General features: G+C 69.2%; 19 protein-coding genes and 3 pseudogenes. 9 read left to right on the top strand and 13 right to left on the bottom strand.

The genetic code is table 11. The features are described 5' to 3' along the window. On the top strand, positions 1 to 530 hold a 530-nt coding region (locus tag ACFWY6_RS14615; protein WP_384689348.1), incomplete at its 5' end, for a hypothetical protein. 201 nt (positions 531 to 731) lie between these two features. Further along, positions 732 to 1,238: a DinB family protein gene (locus ACFWY6_RS14610; protein ID WP_384689346.1), complete on the top strand. Its 507-nt coding sequence runs from the start codon at positions 732 to 734 to the stop codon at positions 1,236 to 1,238. A gap of 12 nt (positions 1,239 to 1,250) precedes the next feature. On the opposite strand, the pseudogene ACFWY6_RS14605 reads toward ACFWY6_RS14610, so the two are convergent. From ACFWY6_RS14605 to ACFWY6_RS14585, 5 genes and pseudogenes are all read right to left on the bottom strand, one after another. After that, positions 1,251 to 1,797 (bottom strand): annotated as a pseudogene (locus tag ACFWY6_RS14605) (IS5/IS1182 family transposase); the annotation flags it as partial. Between the two features lie 146 nt (positions 1,798 to 1,943). Further along, positions 1,944 to 2,225, bottom strand: a complete 282-nt coding sequence (locus ACFWY6_RS14600; RefSeq protein ID WP_384689343.1) for a hypothetical protein — start codon at positions 2,223 to 2,225, stop codon at positions 1,944 to 1,946. A 272-nt stretch (positions 2,226 to 2,497) separates the two neighbouring features. Further along, positions 2,498 to 5,437, bottom strand: a complete 2,940-nt coding sequence (locus ACFWY6_RS14595) for an NACHT domain-containing protein (RefSeq protein ID WP_384689339.1) — start codon at positions 5,435 to 5,437, stop codon at positions 2,498 to 2,500. Positions 5,438 to 6,261: 824 nt separating this feature from the next. Next, positions 6,262 to 6,699 carry a hypothetical protein gene (locus tag ACFWY6_RS14590; RefSeq protein WP_384689336.1) on the bottom strand — a complete coding sequence of 146 codons (438 nt, stop codon included), beginning with the start codon at positions 6,697 to 6,699 and terminating at the stop codon, positions 6,262 to 6,264. A gap of 527 nt (positions 6,700 to 7,226) precedes the next feature. Then, a complete protein-coding gene (locus ACFWY6_RS14585; protein ID WP_384689334.1) occupies positions 7,227 to 8,138 on the bottom strand; it encodes a LysR family transcriptional regulator in 912 nt (303 codons plus the stop codon). Positions 8,139 to 8,208: 70 nt separating this feature from the next. Between ACFWY6_RS14585 and ACFWY6_RS14580 the strand changes: the two genes are divergently transcribed. Next, entirely contained in the window at positions 8,209 to 9,150 is a 942-nt protein-coding gene (locus ACFWY6_RS14580; protein ID WP_384689331.1) for a reductase, read from the top strand. Positions 9,151 to 9,164: 14 nt separating this feature from the next. After that, the gene (locus ACFWY6_RS14575; RefSeq protein WP_384689328.1) at positions 9,165 to 10,049 is read left to right on the top strand and encodes an aldo/keto reductase; all 885 of its coding nucleotides are present in this window, start codon (positions 9,165 to 9,167) and stop codon (positions 10,047 to 10,049) included. A 274-nt stretch (positions 10,050 to 10,323) separates the two neighbouring features. Here the strand turns inward: ACFWY6_RS14575 and ACFWY6_RS14570 are convergent, their stop codons facing one another. Next, positions 10,324 to 10,713, bottom strand: coding sequence for a transcriptional regulator (locus ACFWY6_RS14570; protein ID WP_384689326.1), 390 nt, complete (start codon positions 10,711 to 10,713; stop codon positions 10,324 to 10,326). A 63-nt stretch (positions 10,714 to 10,776) separates the two neighbouring features. On the opposite strand from ACFWY6_RS14570, the gene ACFWY6_RS14565 reads away from it, so the two are divergent. Continuing rightward, positions 10,777 to 11,682 (top strand): S41 family peptidase, encoded by a 906-nt coding sequence (locus ACFWY6_RS14565; RefSeq protein ID WP_384689323.1) that lies wholly within the window; start codon positions 10,777 to 10,779, stop codon positions 11,680 to 11,682. A gap of 175 nt (positions 11,683 to 11,857) precedes the next feature. On the opposite strand, the pseudogene ACFWY6_RS14560 reads toward ACFWY6_RS14565, so the two are convergent. Together ACFWY6_RS14560 and ACFWY6_RS14555 are read right to left on the bottom strand one after the other, a co-directional pair. After that, positions 11,858 to 12,475 (bottom strand): annotated as a pseudogene (locus ACFWY6_RS14560) (NADPH-dependent F420 reductase); the annotation flags it as partial. Positions 12,476 to 12,534: 59 nt separating this feature from the next. Next, positions 12,535 to 13,338: pseudogene (locus ACFWY6_RS14555) on the bottom strand (inositol monophosphatase family protein); the annotation flags it as partial. A 115-nt stretch (positions 13,339 to 13,453) separates the two neighbouring features. Here ACFWY6_RS14555 and ACFWY6_RS14550 point away from each other — a divergent pair. Beyond that, entirely contained in the window at positions 13,454 to 14,371 is a 918-nt protein-coding gene (locus tag ACFWY6_RS14550; protein WP_384689320.1) for a LysR family transcriptional regulator, read from the top strand. Positions 14,372 to 14,535: 164 nt separating this feature from the next. Here the strand turns inward: ACFWY6_RS14550 and ACFWY6_RS14545 are convergent, their stop codons facing one another. Beyond that, complete coding sequence (locus tag ACFWY6_RS14545) at positions 14,536 to 14,946, bottom strand: hypothetical protein (RefSeq protein ID WP_384689318.1); 411 nt, start codon at positions 14,944 to 14,946, stop codon at positions 14,536 to 14,538. Between the two features lie 152 nt (positions 14,947 to 15,098). On the opposite strand from ACFWY6_RS14545, the gene ACFWY6_RS14540 reads away from it, so the two are divergent. Further along, positions 15,099 to 15,341, top strand: a complete 243-nt coding sequence (locus ACFWY6_RS14540) for a hypothetical protein (RefSeq protein WP_384689315.1) — start codon at positions 15,099 to 15,101, stop codon at positions 15,339 to 15,341. Between the two features lie 1,061 nt (positions 15,342 to 16,402). Here ACFWY6_RS14540 and ACFWY6_RS14535 read toward each other — a convergent pair. Both ACFWY6_RS14535 and ACFWY6_RS14530 read right to left on the bottom strand, forming a co-directional pair. Continuing rightward, positions 16,403 to 17,410, bottom strand: coding sequence for a teichoic acid biosynthesis protein C (locus tag ACFWY6_RS14535; protein ID WP_384689312.1), 1,008 nt, complete (start codon positions 17,408 to 17,410; stop codon positions 16,403 to 16,405). A gap of 532 nt (positions 17,411 to 17,942) precedes the next feature. Continuing rightward, positions 17,943 to 18,593, bottom strand: coding sequence for a helix-turn-helix transcriptional regulator (locus tag ACFWY6_RS14530; protein WP_384689389.1), 651 nt, complete (start codon positions 18,591 to 18,593; stop codon positions 17,943 to 17,945). 468 nt (positions 18,594 to 19,061) lie between these two features. On the opposite strand from ACFWY6_RS14530, the gene ACFWY6_RS14525 reads away from it, so the two are divergent. Continuing rightward, complete coding sequence (locus ACFWY6_RS14525; RefSeq protein ID WP_384689386.1) at positions 19,062 to 19,691, top strand: FAD-dependent monooxygenase; 630 nt, start codon at positions 19,062 to 19,064, stop codon at positions 19,689 to 19,691. A 390-nt stretch (positions 19,692 to 20,081) separates the two neighbouring features. Here the strand turns inward: ACFWY6_RS14525 and ACFWY6_RS14520 are convergent, their stop codons facing one another. After that, positions 20,082 to 22,883, bottom strand: coding sequence for a DEAD/DEAH box helicase family protein (locus tag ACFWY6_RS14520; RefSeq protein ID WP_384689383.1), 2,802 nt, complete (start codon positions 22,881 to 22,883; stop codon positions 20,082 to 20,084). A gap of 315 nt (positions 22,884 to 23,198) precedes the next feature. Between ACFWY6_RS14520 and ACFWY6_RS14515 the strand changes: the two genes are divergently transcribed. Then, positions 23,199 to 23,768 (top strand): transcriptional regulator, encoded by a 570-nt coding sequence (locus ACFWY6_RS14515; RefSeq protein WP_384689310.1) that lies wholly within the window; start codon positions 23,199 to 23,201, stop codon positions 23,766 to 23,768. A gap of 241 nt (positions 23,769 to 24,009) precedes the next feature. On the opposite strand, the gene ACFWY6_RS14510 is transcribed toward ACFWY6_RS14515, so the two are convergent. Then, positions 24,010 to 24,777, bottom strand: coding sequence for a helix-turn-helix domain-containing protein (locus ACFWY6_RS14510; protein ID WP_384689308.1), 768 nt, complete (start codon positions 24,775 to 24,777; stop codon positions 24,010 to 24,012). Between the last annotated feature and the right edge of the window lie 761 nt (positions 24,778 to 25,538).

The raw sequence follows: 25,538 nt of genomic DNA, 5'->3' as shown, positions 1-25,538 counted from the left end.
GGGGGGGGCGGGGCCGGGTCGCCGTGCGCTGCCTGGTGGCGGTCGCGTTCGAGCACGTCCGAACGTCCGCGTACCTACGCGTCGTCTCGGTGATCGCTTCCTCGCAAAGCCGCGACCGGGACCGGGACCGCGCGATCGTGGCCACGATCCTGCGCGACCCCGACGAAATGGGGTCCAAGACGGCGGTGGTCGCCCTCGTGGACGAGATCGCGTATGAAGTGACTGGTCCTGACGAGTTCCGGCAGTGGTCGGCGGAACTGCTGCCGGAGATCGACCAGCTCAAGGCGGAGGGGTACCGCGATTTCATCCGCCGCCGTATCGACGACTGGCTGTTCTACCTGTCCGTCAAGGACGGTCACGTGCCGACACCGGCCGAGTTGGCGGAGGTCACGGACTGGATGCAGCGCTACCTCGCCGAGTGGTCGATGTCGCCGGCGGTACTCGCCGTGGTCGCCGAGTCGGCCCGCACCAAGAAGACCCGGAACATCGCGAAGAACCGAGCCAGAAGCCGCGAGCTGAGAACGGAATGAGTCGGTAGTGGCAATGGGCAGGCGCGCCCACTTCCTCACCCACAAGAACGGCATCATGTCCGACGATCATGCGGAGAACACGCCCAGGATGAAGGCGACGACGTAGGCCCAGTCGGACCAGGTTCTGACGTAGGTGAAACAGGTTGGGTCCGTCGATAAATACCTCGACATCGGTCGCGATGATCGGAGACGCTTCGCGCGATGACCAGAATCGATGACACACCACCTGCGTGGGACGAGCGCACCCAGCTCACCACGTTTCTCGACTACGCACGTGACACCGCCCGCGCCAAGTGCGATGGCGTTTCTGCGGAGAACGCCCGCAAGGCGCTCCTGCCGGGCTCACCGCTGATGACCATGAGCGGAGTGATCAACCACCTCCGCTGGGTCGAGTACTACTGGTTCCAGGTGGTCTTCCTCGGCGAGGAAGACCGGGGCCCCTGGACCGATGAGGACCCCGACCGCGAGATGCGTATCGCCGTCGACTTCCCGCTCACGCAGTTGCTCGACGAATATGCCGAACAGAGCACCCGCTACAGCGAACTGGTCGCCGGGAATGGCCTGGATGATCAGGCCAAGCGCCCCGTCCGCAACGGCCTCCACGTCGACCTGCGCTGGATCCTCCTCCACCTCACCGAGGAGACAGCCCGCCACAACGGCCACCTGGACATCCTGCGCGAGATGCTCGACGGCACAACCGGCGGCTAGATCCGAGGGAGATCACGGGCGGAGCCAGAGTCGGACCGAGGCGACGGTGACGGTGCCGTGGAAGATGTAGCCGCGCTTGCCGAACCTCGTGGCCACAGCCTGACAGTTCTTCAACGCGTCGATCGTCCGCTCGACTTCGTTCCTTCGCCTGTGGATCGGGATGGTCGGGCCGCGTGCGCGGGCGTCCGCCACCGAGGCGGCAAACACGGAGGCGTTCCATGACCGGAATGAGCTGTGGAGCGTCGCCCCACCGGCCCGGAGCGATCAGCACGGCCAGGGGCGGCGGCCACCCTCTCCAGCGAGTTGGATCTCGCAGGTCAGGCCGCCCCGGGTACGTCCGAGTCCCTCGTCGCGGCGATGCTGCCGAGGCGTGCGTCTTTACCCGGCACTCGTGGCGGACTCCTACGAGCCCCGGCGGCGTGCTGCTGGGCCCGGGAGGAGGTCGAATCGACGCTCCCCATCGACCAGCCGATCCGGCGTTCCGCGCCGGCGTCGGCCAGACCCGCTACGAAGATCCCGTCACAGGCGCCGTCCGCCGACACCAGCGCCTGTTTCGTTCGGTCGGGAGTCCGTCCACGACCGAGCGGGCCCCGGTCCGATCCCGCCGCCCCGCGGCCATCGCCTCGTGGACGCGGCGGCCGCGATACGGCCGGAAGAAGGCATAGCCGGGCAACCGCTCCCACGGCGCAAGACCGCTGCCGCTACTCACATCCAGGTCACATCCAGATCACGTCCATATCGAGGCCCCTCAGCCGAGGGTCCACTTGCCCGCGCGCGTTGGTCGAGTTCGAGGCGGAGGCCGGCCGTGTTCATCTCGTACTGCACGGCCGTGATCTTCGCGCTCTCCGGTACGTCGAAGATCACCGAGCGGGTGGCTTTCTCGCCCGGCGGGAGATTCAGGGTGAGGTCGAAGGAATCGCCGATGGTGGGGCTGCCGGGCTTGGCGGCGTACACCGTCCCGGTCGAGTCGACGAGCTTCGACCCCATGTTCCCGGTGTTGCCGTAGGCGGCGTCTCCGGTGCTGAGGATCGTGAACTTCGCTGCGACGAGGATGGGTGTAGCTCTCCCTGAGTGAGATCGTCGCGGTGGGTTGTTGCTGCCGGGTTCGTTTGCCGGATCGTCGTGTCCAGATCGCGTACCGCACAGCACCGCCGACCGCATCCTGCCGATGGACGCCACGGCCCGTGCATTCGGCGAGATTTCTGCCGGACTCGTCCGTAGATTTTGTCGCGCCGAGGGTCGCAGGGCGGCCTGGGCCGTCACGCCGTGGGCGCGGTAGCCCGGGGGTCTTCCTGCGACACCTCGGTGGCCGAGGCGAGCCGCTGCTGCATGCGCAGATGACGGAACTCGTAGTGAGCGCCGGACTGCCGTAGCACTCCCCTGCGGTGCGCTTCGTCGAGGAACGTCATGATTCGCCAGGGCAGCCGCCTCGTCAGGGCCAGCCAGACACGGGCAACGGCCAGTTGCCCCCAAGCGGTGAGCGCGAGTGCGGCGGTGCCCATTGGCACCCACATCTGCGCCGCGACATGGTCGAGCCCGCCCCGCGACGCGAACGCCCAGGCCAGGAGGACACACACCCCGCCCGTCATGACCGCCACGACTCCGGACCGGGAAAGCGAAGCCATGCGGTCCGTGCGCAGGATGACTTGCGGATTGGCCGCCCGGATGAGATCGGAGGGAGCACTGAGCGCACGATAGAGACCCGAAGCGGGGCCGCCGATCAGCGCGATCAGGACTCCGCCCATGGCACCGGGGAGCAGGAACCGGTCGAGCGGGTGCCGGGCGGCGCTCTGAGCGAGCCAGGTCCGGGACTGCTTGGGTAGCTCCGGTAGCATGTTCACCGCATCGGCCGCGGTACGGCCGTCGACGAGGATGCGCAGGTCGCCCTGGGCCACGCGGAAGGTCACCCGCGTGTCGAACGACTCGCACTTCTGGTCGCAGCTCGGCGGATGGCTGCCGTGAGGATATGCCGTGAGCCGGGCGCCTCCGTGTGGGTACACCAGGATGCCGGCGATCTCCGTCGAGGACTCGACGGTGCGGACGCCGTCAGGTGTTTCCTGGTGCGACCACTTCCCGAGCCGCCTGCCGTCCAGGTCGGGCGCCATGGAGGTCTCCACCGCGGAGAACGCGTAGCCGACGGCGCCCACCGTCCCGCCTGCCGCCACTCCGACCAGCAGGCACACGGCCCAGCCGTGCAGAAGCCCGGTCACGAAACGCCGGGCGATACGGCCCTCACCGGCATGGGAAACGGCCGTCCGCACCCCCTGCCGTCTCGCTGCCGCCCACAGGCACAGGGCCGCGGCGAAGCACAGGGCACCGGCCACCATCGGCCACGTACCGAGGTCGTGCCCGAACAGCCATGGCCTGACGATGACGAGCCCCGCCAGGGCGAGGAGGCCACCCCCGGCCTGTGCCGCGAGCCGACCGGCGGGGCTGCCCGCCCAAGGCAGCCCGAGCGGCACCGCATGGCGGGCCAGCCCCGCAACCCCGAAGTACAAGGCGATCAGCACGCCGAAGACCGCGCCCCCGAACAACTCGGCCGCCCAGCCGTCCGTGACCGTGCCGAACTGCAGCCCGAACTGCACGGAGCCTCCGGTGAGGGCGTACCCGAGGCTGGCCACGGCGGCCGTCGACATGCAGACCGTGAGCTGCCGGGGCAGTGCCGTGCGCCCTTCGCTCCGCGTCGCCGACACGGGCAGGAGCAAGGCCAGCCCACCGGTGAATCCGACCAGGTTGCCGACCAGATTGGCTGCCAGTGACGGCCTGTCGTCGACGACGAAGACGTCGCCGCCGACGCTGGAGAGCAGGATGGGGACGGCCAGGATGAACGTGAGTGCCTGCGCGAGCAGGGCGGGCGCCACCAGCCGCAGCGCCCGCGGCACGCAGAGATACAGCTCCCACCAGGCGAGCCGCTTGGTCCCTCGCCGCTCCAACTCGCGGGCAAGCCAGGCCAGCCAGCGCCTGGCGTCCGCTGCGCGCCACCGTGAGTCGACACCTCCGTCGCCGAACGCGGCTGGTACGAACGCGTCGAGGAGGTGCTCTTCGATCCCGGCCGTCGTCCCGAAACGAGGATCGTCGAGGAGCTCTTGGGGGTCGCGGGACACGTCGCCGTAGACCGTGCGGGCCAGGGCCACCATGAGCGGGTTGGTCAGGATCTGCCGGAGCGCACCGGCTGCCGGGGCGCGCGAGTCCTCCTGCAGGGAGTCCAGCACCGGGGTCCACACCGTCGTGCGGCGATCGCGGGGACCACGTAACGGACGCGCGGTGCGCTCCAGATATGACTTCGCCTCGGCGAACTCCAGCGGCAGCAGCTCAAGGACCTCCGCACCAGTGAGCACGTCGCTGCACGCGACCGTGCTGCGCCAGGCCGTGGTCCGCGAGGTGACGAGCACCGGCATGCCGTCGTCCAACTCGGCGTTGAGCCTGCGCATCCCGGTGCCGTACAACGCCGGGGGCAGTTCGTCGAAGCCGTCGAGGACAGGCGCGATCAGCCCGGCGTCGAGCAGCGCCTCGGCCAGTACGGTGCCGTCGGTGGTGGCCGCCAGCGGCCGGTACTCCGCCACGAGCCGCTCGACGAGCCAGGCACGCAGGGCGGTGGTGCCCGGGTCCCAGGCCGCCAGGGGGAAGATCACGGGCACTGCCGTGCCGGGCGTGCGCTTCCTCAGAAGGTCGAGCGTGCAGCACACGGCGAGCACACTCTTGCCCGAACCAGGGCTTCCGAGCACGACCATGCGCCTGGACGGCACCTCCTCGAAGGCCGTGGCGATCGATGCCAGACAGTTGTCTCCGGGCCGGGGCTCCGGCAGCGGGCGCCCACGCCGGATGTTCCGTGTGTCGTCCGTGAGCAGCCTGTCGGCCCACCCCCAGCGGACGTTCAGCGGCTTCGGGTCCTGCAGCCGCCGCAACCGCGCCTCCTGTGCCCATTGGACCCGTACCGCCTCGGCGAGCGCATCAGCGGTCTGTCGCAACACGACGCCGGACTCCGGGGGTTCGTCCGTGCGACTCAGGACGTCCACGAGCAGGGCCGCGACGGACACCACGACGCCGACCACGGATACGACGAACGCGGGGCCGTCGTACTGCACTTGCTCACCGTGCCCGCCGCCGACCCGGCGGAGCGTGACGGCCAGCACGACCAGCGCCGCACAGCCGACGCCGACCCACAGCCTGCGTCGTGTCCAGACTTCCCGCCCACGCATGCCGTTTCCTCCGTACCCCTCGCCTCGTGTGGAACCGAGCGTTTCAAGGAAGATGCGCCTGGCGGCGGGCCAGGGCATTTCTGCAGCGGGGCGCTTAGTGGTGAACAGGGTGGCGCGTGCGCCGTGCACGCTCCGGACGGGGTGCGTGGCTCAGGGAATCGCCCCGGCGCCACAGGGACTGGGCACCTCGACGACCCATGGGCGGGCAAGATGCGGTGAGTACGTGTGTCGTGTTGGCGACATGTGCCGTACCGGTCGCCGGACAGGCGGGAGGCGAGCGTGTTGGCGAAGGAGGCGAGGTCGGCGCGGGATGCGGGCATGGGCTCCTTGAAGGTGAGAGGCGGGATCACCGGCGGGGCGCTGCGGGCCCGGGAGGTGGGCTGGTGGCAGCCGGGGGATCGGGGTTGGGTGTAGCTCTTCTCCGGTGAGATCGTCGCTGAGGCGGTGAGTTTGTAGGTGGCCTGGTCGACAGCGGGATGCAGTCGTCGGTGTTCGGCCTGGACGTGGAAGTTCCAGTACGCCGGGAAGTCGTCGTTGCTGATGACGGCGCGGAGGACGAGGAAGGCCTCGGCGCCCGGGACGCTCCATCTGCTGCCGGTGAGGTCGAGTCGGTCGGCGATGAGGTGGCGGGCCGCGCCTTCGATGATGCCGCTGGCGATCGGCAACCCGGCAGCGAGGGCCCGGTCGTAGTGGATGAACTCGGCGTTGTTGTTGAGGTATTGACAGGCCTTGTCGGCGGCCGTCCGTTGATCACCTGTGAGCTTGCGGCGGTCGGCCTCGGCGCGGATCTCGTGGGCGGCCTGCTGGGCGCATCCGCGAAGGATTCAGGCGGTCTTGGTGGCGATGCAGTCCTCAGCGTCCGCGTCCGCGTCGGTGGGAGCGTGGAAGCAGCGGGATGCGACCCAGAGCTTCTCGGTCACGTGGACAAGGTCGAGGACGATGTGGATGGCCACGCCTCGGCGTTCGGCCTCGGCCTGGATCAGGTCGAGTTGGTGGCGGGCGCCGTCGACGAGGACCACCCAGCACCTGCGGTGCTGCGGGTCGCGGGCTTCGGCCTGGTCGAAGGCGGCGGCGATGACGTACTCGGGATCGTGCTCGACCGAGCCCGTCAGCCACTTGGCCTGTGCTTTCGGTCCGGGCCGCGGGACACGCGTGGGCCTGCGGCCGCCGGGTGGGGCGATGGTGTCGTGCGGGTGGCTCTCGCTGGGGCGAGCGGCACGTGTGCGGGCGTCACGCCGGGCTGGCTGATCAGGCGTGCTCATGGGACCGCTGTGGGTCACGCGCCCGTCGAGGACTGCCTGCTGATCGACGACAAGGGCCGGCCCCTGTTCCGCCTGTCCGCCTATTACGGACCCTTCGCGGATGACCAGCGGTTCAAGACGCAGACCACGAGGGATCTCCCCATGACCGGTTCGCTCCTGACGGACTTTCTCTTCCGGGCTGAGGCAACCTGCCCTGGCTCCTCCTCCATGCCGACGTACGCGAGCGCCGGGAGTCGGAGGAGAGGTGCCGGCCGAACAGAAGGCTCCAGGCTGGCTCTCGCGTCTTGCCTCGGACCGAGCCGGTGTTTTGTTCCATCTCGGTTGATCTGCTCTGTGGGAGAGGCTCCGACCTGGGTTGACCAGAAGACTTGAGATGCGGGTCCGTCAGGAATCTCAGTCGACCTGGACCCGAATGCGCGGATGCCGGGTGGCGTCTCAGTTGATCTGGTTCATCTCCATGGCTTCGCACTGATGTCACGACTGGGTGGCCATGGCCAGGGCTGTGAGGAGCCGGACCTGGCCCGCGGTCAGGTGCCGTCCACTGCCGCTGCCTGCTCCTGGAGAGCATTGATAAGGGTCGCGAGCTGGGGGTGGTCGCGGCGGCGGCTGATCGTGGCAACGCCGATGTGCCGAGTCGGACCCGGCTCCTTGATCGGGACGATGCGCACGCCTGGCACCTCCGGGGCCAGCGCGATGGAGGGGATCAGCGAGATCCCCATGCCTGCGGCGACGAGCGAGCGTGCGAAGAAGTAGTCGGTTGTCGTGCCGCGCATCTCCGGCTTGAAACCGGCGCGCTCGGCGTAGCGCCGCAGGTACGCCTCTGTCTTGAGGCAGCCGAGCACCCAGGGCTCGGTCGCCAGTTCGGCAATGTCGAGCGCAGCGCGGCCGGCCAGTCGGTGGCCCTCGGGTAGCACGACGCGCAAGGGGTCTTTCAAGAGCGCAGTCCACCGCATGCTGGAGTTCTGGCTCACTTGGCCGGGCAGCGGGCCGTCGAAGTGATAGGCGAGTGCGAGATCCACGGCGCCCTGGCGGACCAGGGGCAGGCTGGCTTCGGGCTCGCCCTCCCTGACATGGAGCACGGTGTCGGGATGGGCTGCCGTCAGCCGGGCGAGGGCGCCGGGCAGCAGAAGCCTGCCGCCGCTGGTGAACGTGGCGACGGTGAGCTGCGTGCGTCCCGTACCAAGCCGGTCGACCTGCTGTTGTGCGTGCGCAAGCTCCGCTGTGACCGACTCGGCGGCCTGGACCATGATTCGACCCGCCTGGGTGAGGGTGACCCCGCGCGTGCTGCGCGCTACGACCTGCGCTCCGAGGCTGCGCTCCAGGACGGCCACGTGCTGGGAGACGGCCGAGGGCGTGAGGAGGAGGGCTGCTGCAGCCTTGTTGAAGCTGCCGTGCTCCGCCACTGCCCGCAGTACGCGAAGCCGCTGTACATCAATCAACAGTATTCCTTAACGCGTATCCAGTAAGTCGGCACTTCTGCTGGTGACCGTAGATCTTCACGATGGGGGCATGCAAAGAATCTGTGTCATCGGCGGCAGCCGGTACTTCGGAAAGGTCCTGGTCCAGCGCCTGTTGGCCGTCGGGCACCAGGTGACGGTGATCAACCGCGGCTCCACCCCGCCACTTCCCGGTGTCGAGCACCTTGTCGCCGACCGCGACGACGAGACCGCCCTGGGCGTCGCGCTCGGCTCCCGCACCTTCGACGTGGTCGTCGACCAGGTCTGCTACACCCCCGTGCAGGCCGCCATCGCGGCCCGCGCCTTCCGCGGCCGCACCGCTCGGTACGTCATGACGTCCACGATCGAGGTGTACGACCCGGCGACCGCCGCACTGCCCGCCGTCCCGTACGGCACACCTGTGCCGGAAGACATCGTGGACCCCGCCGCCTGGCTGGTGCGGATGGACTTGCCCTGGCACGACGCGGCGTACCTGGAAGCCCACTACGCCGAGGGCAAGCGCCAGGCGGAGGCCGTCTACACCCGGGACGGCGGTTTCCCGTTCGCCTCCGTACGCAGCGCCCATGTACTCGGCGGCGGCGTGCAGGAGTTCACCGGCCGCCTTGCGCACTACATCGAACGCATCGGCCAGGGCACGGAGATCGCCGTGCACGCCGAAGCACTGCCCACGGTCTTCATCCACTACGAGGAGCTGGCGGACCTGCTGCTGTGGGCGACCACGGCCACCGACTTCACCGGCCCGGTGAACGCCTGCTCCGACGAACTGCTCGACGTACGCGGCCTGGCCGCCGTCATCGCCGCGCAGACCGGCCGGGAACCCGTGTACCGGACCATCGCCGCGGGAGAGGCGGCCTCGCCCTTCTCCTTCGACCGCCACTACGCCATGAGCAACACCCGTGCGAAGGAACTGGGCTTCTCCTTCTCCCGCACCACCGACTGGCTGCCCAGCGCCGTCGCCGAAGCCCTCAACGCATCCGCCCCCCAAGCCACCTGAGGAACTCACCCACCATGCGATACCGCACCATCGGGAACACCACCGTCAGCGCCGTCGGCCTGGGCGCCATGCCGCTGTCCATCGAGGGACGACCGGACGAGGAACGGGCCGTCGCCACCATCCACGCCGCCCTCGACGCGGGCGTCACGCTCATCGACACCGCCGACAGCTACCACTGGCACGCGGGCGAGCAGGGCCACAACGAACTCCTCATCGCCCGCGCCCTCGCCCGCTACGGCAGCGACACCTCCGGCGTCCTCGTCGCCACCAAAGGCGGCCGCGGCCGGCCCGGCGACGGCACCTGGACTGTCACCGGTACTCCCGGACACCTCAAGCGCGCCGCCGAGGCATCCCGGAAGCGACTGGGCGTCGAGGCCATCGGCGTCTACCAACTGCACAAGCCGGACCCGGCCGTGCCATGGGCCGACTCCGTCGGCGCACTGCTCGAACTGATCGACGCCGGCACGATCCGCGCCGCCGGGATCTCCAATGTGAACACCGCCCAGATCCGCGAGGCGCACGCGATCCTCGGCGACGGGCTCGTCTCCGTACAGAACCAGTACTCCGTCGCCGTGCGCGGCAGCGAGCCCGAACTGCGGCTGAGTACGGAGCTGGGCCTGGCCTTCCTGCCCTGGAGCCCACTGGGCGGCATCGCCCGTAGCTCCCTCGACGGCCCGTCGGGCCCGACCTCCGCGGGCACCGCCTTCCACCGCATCGCAGCCGAACGCGGCGTCAGCCCGCAGCAGATCGCCCTGGCGTGGCTGCTCACCCGCTCCCCGGCAATGATCCCTGTGCCGGGAGCAAGTCGCCCGGCATCCATCCAGGACTCGGCCCAGGCCGCCGAGCTCAAGCTGAGCACGGCGGAGCAGGCACTGATCGACGATGCGCCGCCGAGCTGAACCGACGCCGCTCGACGTCCGTTGCGGCGGACGTGGCGGGACTCCGCGGAGGCAGCTGCTGATCTCCAACAAACGGCTCAGATCGTTGCCGGCGGAGTCTGATGACGGGGCGGTTTCGTGTCGCCGATGCTTGACCGGGCAGTATTCCGCAGTCCGCGCCGGGCGGCGCGGCTAGCGTGGTGTGGTGTGGTGTCGTTGGCTCAAAGCGCGGCCGTCCTGCGCGAACAGTTCGTACGCCGCCGGGGAGTACCACCCCGCTCCTACCGCCGCTCCTTCACCAACACGCCCTAACGAACAAGGCGGAGCTAGTGGTGCTGGTCGGCAGGATCTGCTGATAGAGCGCCACCAACACACCGTGCACGGGATGGCCCTCTGCATCCTCCTCGGCCTCATCGACCAGTTGGGCGAGGGCCTCGCCCAGTTCTCCTCCCTTCGCAGGGCTCAAACGCAGGTGGCGCAGTGTCAGGTGGGTCTCGACGGGAGAGCGGTCAAGCTCCTGGGCAACCGCGGCGAGCATCGCGGCGGTGCCTGCCACTTGGGGTTCGGCGACGACCATCTGGCGGGCCGTGCGCTGGTAGTCCTGCTCGGTGCCGCGGCAGACCTGGCGGGTCTTGGCGTTGTGCCCCATTCCGGCTTCGCGGAGCACTTTGAGGTGCTGGGCCACGTTGCCCTTCTTCTCTTCGCGTCGAGCTGCGCCGCGAGCTGGGGCAGTGCTCTACTCCCTTCCATGACGACTCAGACGAAGCTTGCGCCGGCCCCCGTCATCGATGAGACGGCCCGGCTGCTGACCGAGCACTACGTTTTCCCCGAGATAGCCGAGCAGCTGACCGGCCTGCTGCAACGCCGCCTCACCGAGGGCGCCTACGACGTCGACGACGCCGAGGAGCTCGCCCGGCTGGTCACTGCGGACCTGCAGTCCGTCAACGGCGACCGGCACCTGAGGCTGAAGCACCACGCCACCCCTGTGCCCTCCAAGAAGGGGGCGGCCAACCTGGACGCCATGCGCCGGGACTTCGACTCCTGTCTGGGCGGTGCGCCCCGGGTGGAATTGCTGGACGGAGGGGTGGCCGTACTGGAGCTGGCACCGATGCTGTTTCCGCTGGAGTGGGCCGCCGAACCGCTGAGCGCCGCGCTCACCGTGGCCTCCCGCGCCCGGGCTCTGATCGTGGATCTTCGTGCCAACGAGGGCGGCGACCCGGACACGGTCGCCTTCGTCTGCAGTCACCTGCTGGACGAGCGCACCCACCTCAACACCATGCACTGGCACGGCGGCAAGCGCGTCGAGCAGTCCTGGAGCCTGCCGCACGTCCCCGGCGCCCGCTTCGGTGGCAGCAAGCCGTTGTACGTACTGTCCAGTGACAGCACCTTCTCTGCCGCTGAGGAGCTGGCGTACGACCTGCAGCAGCTCGGTCGCGCCGTAGTCGTCGGCGAGCCCACCCGCGGCGGCGCGCACCCGCGGGACGGCTGGACGGTGCACCCGCATTTGGAGGCCAGTATCCCTGTGGGCCGTGCCGTCAACCCGGTCTCCGGCACAAACTGGGAGGGTGTCGGTGTGCAGCCGGACATCCCCTGCGCTGCCACCGATGCCCTCGACCGCGCACACGCGCTGGCCCGCGCCCAACTGGCAGGCTGACCCAGTCCAGCTCGGGCAGTGGGGGTTGTCGACGGTTTGGGGGGTTGTGTTGTGTGTTGTGGGTGTGGTGGTTGTTGATGGGTTTGGGTGTTGCTTGTTGTCTGGCGGGCGTTTGTTCCTGTCGGCGCGTGGTCGTCTGGTGCGGGCTGTGGTTGGTGTTGGTGGGTCGGGGGGTGAGGGAGACGGCGAAGGGCTTGAAGCTGTGTCGGTGCAGGATGTGGGGCACGATGAGGATCGTGGCTTCGGTGGCGCGGGCTGTGGTGATGTTGCCGAGGTCCTCGATCTGTTCGGGCTGCCAGCCCAGGTCGCCGAGCAGGCCGGTGACGGTCCTCTTCGCGTGTTCGCCGTCGCCCGGGAGGTAGGCGGTCGGTGGGGTGGCCAGGGTTTCGGGGGCGGTCATGACCATGAAAAGCATGGTGTTGAGGGTTTTGACCACGTGGGTGTCGGGGAGCGGGGTCTGGAGCTTCTCGGTGAGGCTGCTGCCGGGGTAGGGCAGGTTGCCGGGCAGGCCGTCGGTGGTGTCGCGGGTGGCGTTGGAGACGTCGATGAGGATCTTGCCGGTGAGTTCGGTGAGTTCGGTGAGTTCGGTGAGTTCGGTGAGTTCGGTGCGGAGGTCGGTGAGGCGGTCCAGGGTGCTGTTGCCGGGCGTCGCGTTGATCATGATGTCCGTGGTGCGGGCGGTGGTGTCTTGGGGGTTGCGGCTGGTGAGGGTGATGTGGTGTCCGGCTGTGGAGAGCTTGCCGGCGAGGTTGGTTCCGACGCGGCCGGTGGCCAGGTTGCCGATGCTGGTGATGGGGTGATGCTCCTTGCGGTGTCGGGTGGGGGAGAGCGGGGATTTCCCCGTCGGGCGGTCGGTGAGGGGGCCTTGAGGGCGGTGCTGTGGATGGCGGGGGCGGCGGCCAGGGAGTTGGGGCTGGCGGTGTTCCAGGGTTTGCCCGTCAGGTCGGTGACGGTGCCTCCGGCCTCGGAGACCAGCAGGGCGCCGGTGACCAGGCCGGAGCGGACGTCGGAGAACTGCCAGAAGGCGTCCATGGGTCCGGCGGCGATGTGGATGAGTTGCATCGTGGCGGGAACGGACACGCGTACGACCAGGCCGTTGGTGAGCATCGCGGTGACGGAGTCACCGATCCGCCGGTAGGTGCTCTCGTCCTCGCCGGGCTTGGCCTGGCCGGTGCCGATGAGCGCGGCGCCCAGGTCGGTCTTGGCGGACACCTTCAGGGGGCGGCCGGCCAGGCGGGCACCGCCGCCGGCGACTGCGGTGTAGGTGTCGCCGGTCAGCGGCAGGTGGACGACGGTCAGTACCGGCTGGTTGTCGCGGACCAGGGTGGCGGTGAGGGCCCAGTCCTCCATGCCGTGGACGTGGTTGATGTTGCCCTCGGCGGGGTCGACGACCCACCACTGCCCGGGCGGGAGCGCGCCGCCGGCCAGCTCGTCCTTGGCCCACTGCGATCCCGGCCGGGCCCGCAGCAGGGGTTTCCGCAGCATGTCCAGCACCGCGTCGTCGTTGGCGTGGATCTCGCCCACGACCTCGTCCAGACTCGCGCCCCGGGCGTGCGAGGTGTGGCGGTCGCGCAGTGTGACGCCGGCGGTCTTCACCGCGGCGGTCACGTCGGCAAGGAGCGTCGTGCCGGCGTCGAAAGGCATGGCTGTGCTCATGGTGGGCTCCCTGGGATCGGTCGGAACGGGGCGGCTGTCTCGCCCCCGCACTTCGAACGTAGGCCGCCCAATCGTTAACAACAAGTGCATGCTTGTCACTTGTAGAGTTACTTTCATGCAACTGGATTTGAATCTGCTCACCGCCTTGGACGCCCTGCTGGAAGAGGGCAGCGTCGCCGGCGCGGCAGCACGCCTGCACGTCACCGCACCGGCGATGAGCCGCTCCCTGGGCCGTATCCGCAAAGCCACCGGTGACCAGATCCTGGTCCGTACCGGCCGCAGCATGGTCCCCACCACCCGGGCGCTGGCCATGCGCGCCGACGTCCACGCCCTGGTGCAGCAGGCCCACCAGCTTCTGTCCGCGCAGCAGGAACTCGACCTGGCAGCTCTCGACCGGGTGTTCACCGTGCGCTGGCACGACGCCCTGACCGCCGCCTGCGGCACCGCCCTGATCACCGCCGTCCACCGTCAGGCCCCCGGCGTCCGGCTGCGCCTGTCCGCCGAACCCGGGACGGACGACGCCGAGCTGCGCCGGGGTGAGACCGACCTCGCATCAAGCTCCAGCGCTCCGACGCTCCCCGACATCCGCCACCGCCTCGTCGGCAAGGACCGGCTGGTCGTCGCCGTCCGCCCGGGCCACCCGCTCACCACAGGCCCGCTGAGCCTTGAGCGTTACGCAGCTGGCGAACACCTCACCGTTTCGCGGCGCGGAAGCCTGCGCGACCCGATCGATGACGCCCTGGCCACACGCGGCCTGGAACGACGCGTCGTCGCCGCCGGGCCCACCGCCGCCTTCGCACTGCAACTCGCCCTCGGTACCGATCTGGTCGTCACTCTCCCCGACGCGGTCACCCGCACGGCCCGGGAACAACTCGGCCTGGCCACACTGCGGCCGCCACTCCAACTGCCCGACGTACCCCTGTACCTGCTGTGGCACCAGCGCTACGACGACGACCGCGCCCACAGCTGGCTGCGAGAGCTGGCCACCGAAACCCTCCAGGCACTGTTCACTCCACCGGCCGCCTCTCAATAGCGCCTCACCAACCGGGCCGGGAGGTGACGGAGACGCCCCGGGAAGAGCCTGCGGCACCCGACTCCCGTTTCTCGTGAACATCACCAACGCGTGCGAGCGTGCGACTGCCCATCTCGCGTCGAGACGACGTCATACGTCGCGTACACAGCCACTGCGCGAACGGCCTACCGCCGGCCGCGTGGCGGGCTGCAGTAGTCCGCCAGGGGCTTGAGGGTGAGGTCGTCGGGAGGCCGGGCGTGTCCGGCGATGGTCAGCCGGCGGTTGTCGAGATCGACGTCGTCGAGCATGAGGGTGGCGATCTGGGCGAGTCGGGCGGTGTGGACCGCTGCGGGCGCGGGGACGAGCCGCGCCGCCGGGGTGGCCGCAGCCGCGGCGGCGCGATCTTCTTGGCTGGGTAGGAGCGGTTGCAGCACGCCGTACTCGTTCTGCCCGACCTTGATGCGGCTGGTGGGGTTGCGGAAGATCAGCCCGTGCTGTTTGGCCCAGGTGGACAGGGATTGCAGGGCGACAAGCTGATCACGTCGATGGCGGCCATCCACGGATTTCATGTGGGCGGGGACGTCGTCGTGAGTCACCTCCCGCGGGTGGTCGTAGCGGTTCGGTCACTCCAGCCATGCCGGACGGACCTGGTTGAGAGAGAGCCAGACCGTGCCCTCCCGTCGCGGGAGACTGCGGGGGCCGTTGCGCGGGGCACGGGTCCAGCGCTCGGCTTCTGAGTGGTTGCCGGGTGCGAGTCATTCAGGCGTTCGACGAGCCGGCGCTCGAAGGATGGTTCGCTGTCGTCCTCGAGGATCCCCATCTCCTCCAGGACTATGACGATGTGGCCGGCGGGCAGGTCCAGGGCCCCGCAGCGGGGAGAAGATCTCTGTGTGCCGAGTTCGTCGCCTTCGGCGTGGCCGGTGAGGACGACGGCCGGGCCCTGGTTGACGGCGAAGGGGATGTTGCGTCCCTGGCCGCGGGCCTTGGCTGACTGGTGGGCAAGGTACTTCGCGCAGGTCAGCCACGGGCCGGCCAGGTCGGCGTCGGCCAGGTCGGTGTCGGCTGGGTTCGGTGTCGGCTGGGTCGAGCCGGCCGATGTCCTGGGGGATCTGCTCGAGCAGCGGCGGCTGGCGCCGGTCCGGGTCCGGGCGTCAGGGCGGCGCGGGAGGCGGTGTGCGCGGAGGCCCGCGCCGTCGCCGTCCTCCCCTCCCCGGGGCCGGGGGCGCCGGTCTTCTGCGGTTGTCTTCGTGCCGAGGGCGGGCCTGGCACCGGCGCAAGCGGCAGTGGTCCCATTTCAGGGGCTGGAGGCGGCGGCAGCTGGTGCAGTGCGCCGCGTGGTGCCCGCGGCCGGACAGGTAGCGGGTGTGGCAGAGCCGTCCGCGGAAGTCGCCCCGGGCCAGGCAGCCAGGGCGGGAACTGGTGGGCTTGACATGGCTTTTCGGGAAGCGTGCCACCGATTGACTCCGGCGGCAGCGACCGGCCGTCCCCCCCCCGCTTGGGGATCGCCGTCGGCGCGGCAGTGCCCGAGCCGAGACCGGCCCGACTGTGACCGGCCCGAACCGTCTCCTCCTGGCCGGGACCCGGGGCGGTGAGCCCTCTGCGGCTCGGGGATCAGGAGGTTGCCGGGCTCGCAGCCGAGGACGACGCAGTTGACGTCCAAGTCTTCCGGCTTGGGGGAGACCGGCTGACCGGACCACGGCCCGGACATCTTGCAGGCCGAGATCACCAGGGACATTGATCATGCGGAGGAGCCTCGGAGTGACTCCCGGCGTTGTCCTTTGTCATCCCATCGAGTCGTTTGACATCGACCCCGGCCGTTTCAGCTTCTCTGACAGTGAATCCCGTCGTGAGGGGGTGTGCAGGCCGGGGGTGTCGGGTGTCGGTATCGGCTGGGGCGGACGGGGTCGTGCCGCCCGCCCGGTGCAGTGTGTCGTGCCGGGTGGGTGGGCGCGGGCGTCGGCGAGGTCCGCTGGTGGACTGTGTGTTGTCGGTCAGGTTCGAGGACGCGCGTTTGGTACGGCCGTTTCGGTGGCCGCCAGGTGGGCGCCATGGCTACAGGGTGGGCAGGCCGTAGAGGGAGAACTTTCGTCCGCCGGGCGGGCCCGAGGCGAAGCCCATGCACAGCTGCGGTTCGCTCGCCTGGGGCCCGTGCAGCACGGCGAGGCCTTCGGGCTCGCGGTGCGTGAGCCGGTGGCCGGCCTGGGACTTGTGCTCCTGCACGACCGCTCCCGTGCGCAGGTCGATGCAGTGCAGCAGCACCGTGTTGTCCGGCTCTGAGGAGCTGGTGGCGTCGCGGCCGGAGCCCATCAACTGGTATGCGTAGTCGCCGTTCAGTGTCATGCCCTGAAAGGGCAGGCCGAGGTCCATGCCCGGCTGGGCGAAGTCGGCCAGCGGCCTGAAGACCCCGGCTGTGAAGGTGTCCAGGTCGTAGAGCGCGTAGCGACGGCGCTCGGGGAGCCCGTGGCGCAGCAGCAGACGGCGGTTGTTCAGGTCAAGGGCGGCGCAGTTGGCGGTCGAGCCGGGGTGCGGGCGGTAGACGGTCACACGGCGGTCGGCGCTGTGCAGCACGGTGTTCTCGGCGTACGGGAAGCGGCCGATCGCGCGCCCGAACCCGGAGGCCGGGTTGGCGTCGCACTCGACCCACAGCGTGACGGCTCCGCCCCAGCTGCTGCGGGAGCTGTCCACGCTGATCGCGGTGCCGTGGCCGAAGCCCTTGAGGTACATCCGGCCCAGCACCTCGCCGTGCATCGACAGCCGGTTCAGGCAGAGGTCACCGGCATCGTGCCGCTCGGTATGGCTGTAGGTGCGCGATTCGCCCGGGAGCTGGACCCCGCTGGGGATCACCTGGAGCGCGTAGAGGTGCCCGTGGAGCTCGTCGAAGGCGAAGGACTGCATCACCGTCGCGTGATGCAGCGTCTTCTCGTGGATCAGGCGGGTGCCGGGGTCGGCCAGGTCGAAGCGATCGCCCGGAATGTCCGGGGTGCTGTCCCGGCCGGCGGCAAGGGCCTTTGGGACATTGAGCGCTGCTGCCGCAAGCACCACGCCGCTGAGACCGAGCACCGTTCTGCGGCTTGGCGACGTGAGGCCAGGCGCTGTCGATGAATCGGTAACCTGTCGAAATCGCATTTCAGTACTTTCAACGCCCGTACACCTGCGTGGGGAACGGGCGCGCGGCGGTGCCGTGAAATTCAGCCATTCGCTGTGCCCGTCTGCGGCCGACCTCTCGGGGACAGCCGTGGCGTCATGGTCGGGAGTACCAGCAGACGCGTTGACATCCAACCCAGTCGCCGCAGGTCAGCGAGCCGCACACGACTGACTTGCTGTCAAAGGGACAGAAGCCGCGTCGAAACGGCAGCGTTGGTCGACGGTTTCCGGAGGCAGTTGGCGATCAGCAGGCTCGTGAATGCCGAGGAGAAATGACGGCACTGCCGAGCCGACAACGCCTGGCACGGCCGGCCGCCCGTCCGGGCTGCCGGCCGTCGATGCAGGCCCTGCGCTCCCGAAGCCACACCGCAGCGCAGCGACAAGCAACCATGCGTGAAGCCCTGCCTCGTGACTGGTCTCGGGCCAAGAGGGCTGTCTGTGGAGATGGCTACGGTTTTCCTCCGGTGTCCTCGATGGCGGCCATGCGGTGGGCAATAGCCCGGCATGCCCGGGCGAGTTCGGGCGGGTGGAGATCGGTGAGTTCGGTGTCGAAGGTGGCGAGGATCCCGGCGATGCCGGCCCAGGACCAGGCGCCGAGGGTGAGCCGGCAGTGCTCGGCGCCGAGGTGTTCGACGACGGAGCCGCCCGGTGCGAAGCGGGCGACGACGTCGGCCGGCAGGCCAAGCCGGGCGCTGGCGGTGCACGGCCAGCCGGCGGCGGTGTCACCGCGGTCGTGACTGCTCATGACGAAGCGGGCGAGGTCGTCGTGGGGGAGCTCGCGCGGGCTGAAGGGGTGCGTCGTGGGGCGGGGGCGGAGCCGGTCGACCCGGTGCACGCGCCACTGATCGTCTTCGAGGTCGTAGGCGACCACGTACCACCGGCCGGCCCAGACGACCAGATGGTGGGGCTCGATGCGGCGGGCGGGCAGGAAATCGTCGTCACCGCAGGCAGGGCGTGGGCCGTCGGCGCGCAGCGTTTCGCTGACCAGTACGTGTCGGTGGCGCACCGCGGCTCCCACGGCAGTGAGCGCGGCCGGGTCGATGGGGGGTGCCTCAAACTCCCAGTAGTTCGCCAGCCTGGTCAGGCGCAGCGACTTCATGGGCTCCCGCAGCGCGGCGGGCATGGCCTGTTCCAGGGTGACCAGCGCCCGCGCCGCACATCGGCCTCGGCGCTGCGGCTGCGCGACCGCGACGCGTTCTGGGACCGCCGCGGCCGGCTGCTCGGCCACGGCCCCGATCTCACCGGCCACCCCGGAATCGACGTCGACCGCATCACCCTGCGCAGACTGCTGGCCGAGGCGGTCGGCGACGACCTGCACCTGGGCAGGACCGTGTCCCAAGTCGGCCGCGGCGACGACGGCACACCCCGCGTGCTGTTCACCGACGCCGAACCGGTCTCGGCGGATCTGGTGGTGGGCGCGGACGGCACCCACTCCGTGGTCGCCCAGCACCTGGCGGGAGGCCCGACCAACAGCCCGGCGGGCATCATCGGCTTCTCCGGCCGCACCCTGCGCGCGGACCTGAGCCCCGGCGAACAGCAACGGCTCGGCCCACGATCGGGGCTGGCCATGGGACCACGGGGGGCGGCGTTGTACGTCGGCTTCCTCGACCCGGTCAACAACGCCGTGCTCGACGCCCCCGAGCTGCGGATGTCCGTCACCACCGGCCCCACCTACATCTGGGGCGCCATGTTCCCCGAATCCGCCGCGACCGACTCCCTGCGCGCCCTGCGCGACGGCGAGTTGCAGGCCGCGCTGCTCGAACGATTCCGCCGGCGCGGCTGGGCCGAGCGCCCCCTTGAGGTCATCGCCCGCGCGGCCCCGCACAGCATCGCGGCATACCGCTTCAACGCCGCCTCGACCCGCACCGCCGACCTCGCGCCCTGGCCCGCGGGATGTATCACCGCGCTCGGCGACGCCGTCCATGCGACACCCCCCACCGCCGGCATGGGGGCCGGCGCGGCCATCCGCGATGCCGCCGCCCTGCTTCAGCACCTGGGCGACATCGCTGACGGCACCACCACACCTGCCGATGCCGTGCACCGCTTCGAGGCAGGCATGCGCCGACGCGGCAACGAGATCCTCACCCTTGCCATGCGAACGGTCCGCCTGGTGCTGGCGACCGACACCCCACTCGGCGCCGCCGCCACCGCCGTGGCCACCCCGATCCTGTCCGCCGCGGCCCGGCTGCGTCATTGACGATCAGTGCCGGTGCAGGCCACGCGGCTCAGCTTGTCCTCTTGCCCTCCGGCTGATCCCTGACCCCCCGGGAACGCATCGTCCGTCGAACAAGCCCGCCGCAGGCGCCGCCTCGCAGACGAACAGGGGACATCGCGCCCATCGCCTCCGCTGCCGACTCGCACGAGCTCGTACAACACCGAAACCACATACCCGAGCAGCGCGCGAACACTGTAATCGGCACAGGGAGCGCGGTCGCCTACCAGGAACAAGGCACCCACCCCCTCCGAGACGACACGCCCCGAGCCGGACCACCACCCCGCTGCGCCCACCTTCCCCAACCCGGCCCCGCCAAGAGCGGCACCGACACGAGACGGCCCGACCCAGGCCAGACACCACGCGGCGCGAGACCTACGCGCCGCCCTCGCCCTCACGTACCACAAGCTCCTCACGAGCCCAGTCAAGGCCGAGCCCGGCAAGTTGCCCCAACTGCGCCATGTCGAGCCCGGCGCGACGTTGCCGGGCGGTGTGCAGACGCTGACGGAGCCGGATCTCGACACCATCGATGGACACGCTGAACGCCGGATCGACGATGTGCTGATTCCTCTCGCCGACGAGGGGACCGACATGATCGAGGTGATACCGAGCAGCCGCTACCACCAGCCGGAAACGCTCACCCCTGCTGCGTCTACGTCCCCCCACTCCAGACGGAGCCCTGCCCCCCTGCCCGCTCCCAGCACCGAGACCTTGCAACTGCCCAGTGCCGGCCACCTCGATGCCTGAGCCCGCCCCGGCCGGAGACACACCGACACCGCGACCCACGAGCTCGGCACGATGCTCAGGACCCAGAGTGCCCCACCGGGCGAGCTGCCCACAGACCCATCGGCCGAGGTCCTCACCGCCATACAACCGCGCCCCGCCCAGAAGCTCACATACATCCCCGCCGTCACTCACATACAGATCGACGAGCGTGAGATGACGTTGCCAGGCAGCGTTCCACGGACCCTCCACCCGCCAGGGCACCACCTGGCCACCCACCCGCACACCATCCAACTCCCGTACACGGTCCGGCCAGCGCCGGGAGAAGGCCTCCCGCCTGCAGTCGGTCATGATCCGCCCGATACCGTGCACGATCCCCTCGACCGTGATCGCCTCATCACGGCGGGGGAGCAGATGCCGGTAGCGCAGGGCGTAGGCCTCGATGGCACGCCACGCGGCCTGCCACGCATCCTCACGGGGCGCCCATTCGATACCGAGCTCCTCGAGCTGCCCGGCGACGACCGCCTCCAGCCGACCGCCCCGATACGCCTTGCGCCAGGACTCGATCTGCACACCGAGCAGCACATCCCCTTCACGGTGATCCCGCGGGACCTTCAGGTGCCCAGCGCGCTCACGGAAATGCCGAGCAGCGGCCAGGGCCCGCGCTTGGTCGTCGGCGAGACTCTCCCGCACACACAGTTGCACCCACTGGGCGATATCGCCCGCATCGCGCTCACCCAGCAGAAACTCCAGCAACCCGCCAGACACACCAGCCCCCGCGCCTCCGTCCACTCCAGCGCGATCCCTCCGGCTCCCCCCAGCCAGGGACTCGGCCACCCACGGCCGGTGCGCCGTACGAGGAGAGACGAGTTGATCGACCAACGTCTCACTATGAGCGCGCAGCGCCCGCAGCAGGGCGACGACGCCGTCCCAGGCGGGCCCGTACAAGTCACCGCCACTGCCCGGCTTCAGATGCACCACGGGCACGACGATGGTGGCGACCTTCTCCACCCGCCCCGCAAGCGCCCCCGCACACTGTGCCGCAACCCGCTGCTCAGGCGGGATACGCAACGCACGCCCAACACACTGGACCAGATCGATGGCACCCTGACGGGGCTCAATGAACGCCACACCATCAACAGCAGGGACATCAAGGCCTTCGGAGAACAACCGAACGGACGCCACCACACCCAGATCCACCGCCTTCCCCTCAGAGTCCCGCCCCGCAGCGAACTGCCGCTGGAGCACCGAACGCCGCTGAGCGGGGGTGTTCTTCGCAGACAGCGCCGCGCCCCACACCCGCCGCGGCACCCGCACACCCGCGCCACGAAGCCGTCTGGCCTGTCCAGCGAGCGTGACGGCGAAGGCTTCGGCATCCTCGACCCGGTTCGCATACGCCAAAACCCGCCGCAGCCCATACGCACGGGCGGCCTTCAACACCGCCGCCTGCTGCGCGGCGAGATACAAACCCCGCACCCGCTCCCCCGACCGACCCTCAGCCGCCACAGCGCCCTGAAGCACCGGATCGTCGACCTCAGCGACGACAATCTGGAACCTGGCGACCAGCCCGGCCGCCTGCGCCTGCTGCAACGTGAGCTCGAAAGCCACCGGCCCGAACCAGGCAGGATTGTCCATCGACGCCAACGGCCGCTCCCCACCCACCACCGGCACCCGCACACCCCCCTCCCAGCCACCACGCCCAGCAGCCGGACCCTCCACTCCCTGCCGCACCTCGCCGTCGCCTTCACCCGCACGGCCCGAACCGAAGACCTTCAACCCCTCATCTGCACCGACCTCTTCATGCTCCCCTGACCGGGCCAACTCCTCGACACCGGTGGAGATGCCGTGACCGGTGCCATGGGGGAGAGCGCTCCAGATCCGCGGGGTGGCAGTGAGGGCCAGGCGCCGCACGGCAGGCACAGCGCCCTGCTCGTTGACCAGAGCCCAGGTGGTGGTGCCGGCGCTGCGGTGGGCTTCATCGGTGATGACCAGGTCCCAGGCAGGCAACGCGGGAATACCCGCCACGTCCAGTGCATGGGCTTCGGCGATAGCGGGGATGGAGGCGTAGGTGGTGAACACCGTCCAAGCTCGGTGCCCCCTTCGCACCAACCTCTCCCACCACCAGGCCAGTTGAGCCGGACTCGTGGTAGCCGACACATCGTGCAACGCGAGCACTTCATCGCCTGACCCGAGCGAGCACACCGCAGCCATGGCGCCCCGACGGCCACCGTCACGACGGAACGCAACAAGGCTCTGCTTCACCAGCTCCAGCGTCGGCTCCACCACCAGCACGCGCCCGCCAGCGGCCACCCGGTTGGCCACCTCGGCCGCGAGCCGCGTCTTGCCCGTCCCGCACGCCATCCGAACCTGCGCCCGCAGCCCACCCTCACCCCCACCGGCCGGCGCTTCCAGTGCCCGGACGACCGCCTCACAACCGCTCCTCTGATGCGGCATCAACCTCTGCACCGGTCCCCGCCTCCCGCCTCACCATCACAAAGCCCCGGAGAGCCACCCACACTCTGAGACCACCTCACACACACATTCATTCTGCTACAGCAAACGCCTCTGCCGCTCCCTTCCACGCCGACAGAGCAAGAACCCTGAACAAACGGGACGGGCATCACCTCTCACACCCGGCCCGCGAAGAAACCCACCAATCCCGAAAACACACCCGCGATCAAGGCCGCGCCAAAAGCCTAAAATACCGCGAGAACAAGGGAGTTCAGGTATTATGGAGGAAACAGATCATCGAGGAATGAGAGCCCTGCAATGCCGGAGAGGACACATGACTTCGGCCATTACGGGGCCCGGGGCGTCAAGGGCAGCGAAGCCACCGCCCGCCAACTCGACCAGCTCGCCGGTTTCATCGCCACCCCGATCACCGCGAAGCGTGGCCTGATGGCCCGTCTGCACTATCTGACCAAGTCCGACCACGCGCGCACCGCGGCACGTGAGGCCGGCCTGACCGTCACTGACCGCACCATCAACGCTTGGCTGACCAGCCGTCAACAGCCCTCCCGTGCCAGCCTCCAGCAGATCGAAACTGCCTACCGCACGGTGCGCCGACAGAACGTGGCCCGGTACCTGCTGCGCCGGCTGAACAGTGGGGGAGGGACCCGGGTGGAGATCCATCCGTTCAATCAGTCTCAGGTTGAACGCCGGTTCCAGCGGGTGCTGGAGTACCGCAGTCTCAACATCCGTCAGTGGGATGCCATCATCCGGGCCTGGGCCGCGGGAGACACCAGTGCGCTGGACGACGCGTGGGTGGACGCCATCGTGGATCTCGGCTCTCAATGGGGACAATACGAATACGTGTCAGCCGTCGGATTCGCAGCGTAGAAGTGAAGATCCGTCAATTCTTGTCAACGAAACAAGAATTGACGAACCTTCACCCACCGGCCAAGCCCCCTGCCCCTAGCTGCCGTCCTTTGTGAAAGCCGCGGAGCGAATACCGGCAGGCCGAATCGCGGAGCGCTCCGGATCTTCCGCCATGCGGACCAGGTGAGCGGTAGATGCCCGTGATCGTCCAGCATCGTGCCACTCAGTCGAATCCACACGGTGCCGCGACGAGTTGGTGCCCTCACTCAGGTGATCGGTTGTAGCTGTCGAGTGTCGCCTTGCTGGTCGACGCGTCCATGAGCCGCAGCTCCCAGGGTCCCGAGTTGATGTCGAACTCCTTGCCGAACCCGACCCAATTGCCGCTCATACGGCGTCCGGTCGGGTCGACGAGCATCTGAAGTGCCCCGAAGTAGCCCGCTCCCCGGTAGTAGCCGCCGGACGCCGTCTGCTCCTGCCAGGTGCCGGTGATCGCGCTGCCTTCGATCTGGAGATCAAGGGTCAGCGGGCTGTCCGGGTTGAGCGATCCTTGCGGCAGACTGCGCGCCGTGAGGCGGTTCCCGTGCTGGAGCAGAACGACGAAGTGCTTGCCGGTGAAGACCTGGTTGTCCCGGCTGCTGGAGACGAATTCGTACGTCGACAGCCACACGCCGGAGTAGTTTACGCGCGGCGTCGTCTGGGGGGTCGGTGTTCCGCTCGCCTCGGGGGTGCCGACGGGCGAGTCTTCAAGGTCGTGTCCTCCGCGACCGTCATCGGAGACGCGCGCCATGGGGACCTGGGCAGCGAAACCGAGGGCCTCGATGGGCAGACCCGTGACGCTCTCCAGGGCCCTCGCGTAGACCGGTCGGGGCGCGGCCGTGGTGCCGCTCTCCCACCTTTGTACGAGGCGCTTGGAGGCGTCGTTCCGTTGCCCGGCGCGAGTACCGGCGTCGCGTAGTGCGCGGGCGAATTCGTCCTGGCTGAGAAGCAGTCCCATGCGGACCGCACGAAGGGTGGCATTCGGTGTGGTCATGCGATCACGGTAGCCCCGTAACCTCAGGAATGACACCGAAATGACGCCCCACGTGTCGCCTCTTTAGCGCCCGTACCGTCATCGCGCGATCCGCCGTGACGCGGCCACGGTGAACGGTGACGGAGCCCCCCGCATCTGCGTGTAGAGGCCGGGGGACGTGCGGCTCGCTCAGGAGGACGAGGTGCTTCGCGCGAGCGTGTCCGAGGTGAGCCTTGCGGCGCAGGCGCGGCAGACACCACGACCGTGAAGACGAACGTGAGTGTCGACGACCTTTCCCCTCAGTGCCAGTTGGGCGAGTGCTCGCTGTGCCCCGGGGACGGCGTCAAGGTCTGCCGCGAGTGCGACGAGCACCGGTGGCCGCGTCGTGTACGTCCGCCAGCTGTGCCGCCTCGTGCTCGGGGTCGTGCCGCTGGACCAGCACCCCAAAGGCAGTGACGGGCGCGTCCGGTACGAAGAGGAGTTGCCCGCCTGAGCCCCCCGGTCTTGGGCTTGAGTTTCGAGTCGGGGTAGCGGTGTCAGCTGTCGGATTTGCGGTGCAGAAGTGATGGTCCGTCAATTCGCTGAGGAAGGGTCACAGTTGATTGATCGTCAGCTATTGTCCAGGGGTACGACCCCCACCCGTTGCTGCCGCTTTTAGTGAAAGCCGCGGAGCGGATTTCACCCCGGAATTCGCGGAGCGAATTCCGGGAGGCCGAATCGCGGAGCGATTCGAGCCCCGGCCCGGAGGGCCGGCGGAGCGCGGAGCGCTCCGGATCTTCCGC

This window comes from Streptomyces sp. NPDC059037 (assembly GCF_042740015.1).
Lineage (GTDB): Bacteria > Actinomycetota > Actinomycetes > Streptomycetales > Streptomycetaceae > Streptomyces.
The sequence above is the reverse complement of the archived record's forward strand: the minus strand, read 5'-3'. Positions and strand labels throughout refer to the sequence as shown.

Coding starts and splice junctions, on each gene's coding strand:
- ACFWY6_RS14610 (WP_384689346.1), top strand. CDS start 732: ATGACCAGAATCGATGACACACCACCTGCGTGGGACGAGCGCACCCAG.
- ACFWY6_RS14600 (WP_384689343.1), bottom strand. CDS start 2,225: ATGGGGTCGAAGCTCGTCGACTCGACCGGGACGGTGTACGCCGCCAAG.
- ACFWY6_RS14595 (WP_384689339.1), bottom strand. CDS start 5,437: ATGCGTGGGCGGGAAGTCTGGACACGACGCAGGCTGTGGGTCGGCGTC.
- ACFWY6_RS14590 (WP_384689336.1), bottom strand. CDS start 6,699: ATGAGCACGCCTGATCAGCCAGCCCGGCGTGACGCCCGCACACGTGCC.
- ACFWY6_RS14580 (WP_384689331.1), top strand. CDS start 8,209: ATGCAAAGAATCTGTGTCATCGGCGGCAGCCGGTACTTCGGAAAGGTC.
- ACFWY6_RS14575 (WP_384689328.1), top strand. CDS start 9,165: ATGCGATACCGCACCATCGGGAACACCACCGTCAGCGCCGTCGGCCTG.
- ACFWY6_RS14565 (WP_384689323.1), top strand. CDS start 10,777: ATGACGACTCAGACGAAGCTTGCGCCGGCCCCCGTCATCGATGAGACG.
- ACFWY6_RS14550 (WP_384689320.1), top strand. CDS start 13,454: ATGCAACTGGATTTGAATCTGCTCACCGCCTTGGACGCCCTGCTGGAA.
- ACFWY6_RS14530 (WP_384689389.1), bottom strand. CDS start 18,593: ATGAAGTCGCTGCGCCTGACCAGGCTGGCGAACTACTGGGAGTTTGAG.
- ACFWY6_RS14525 (WP_384689386.1), top strand. CDS start 19,062: ATGGGACCACGGGGGGCGGCGTTGTACGTCGGCTTCCTCGACCCGGTC.
- ACFWY6_RS14520 (WP_384689383.1), bottom strand. CDS start 22,883: ATGCCGCATCAGAGGAGCGGTTGTGAGGCGGTCGTCCGGGCACTGGAA.
- ACFWY6_RS14515 (WP_384689310.1), top strand. CDS start 23,199: ATGCCGGAGAGGACACATGACTTCGGCCATTACGGGGCCCGGGGCGTC.
- ACFWY6_RS14510 (WP_384689308.1), bottom strand. CDS start 24,777: ATGACCACACCGAATGCCACCCTTCGTGCGGTCCGCATGGGACTGCTT.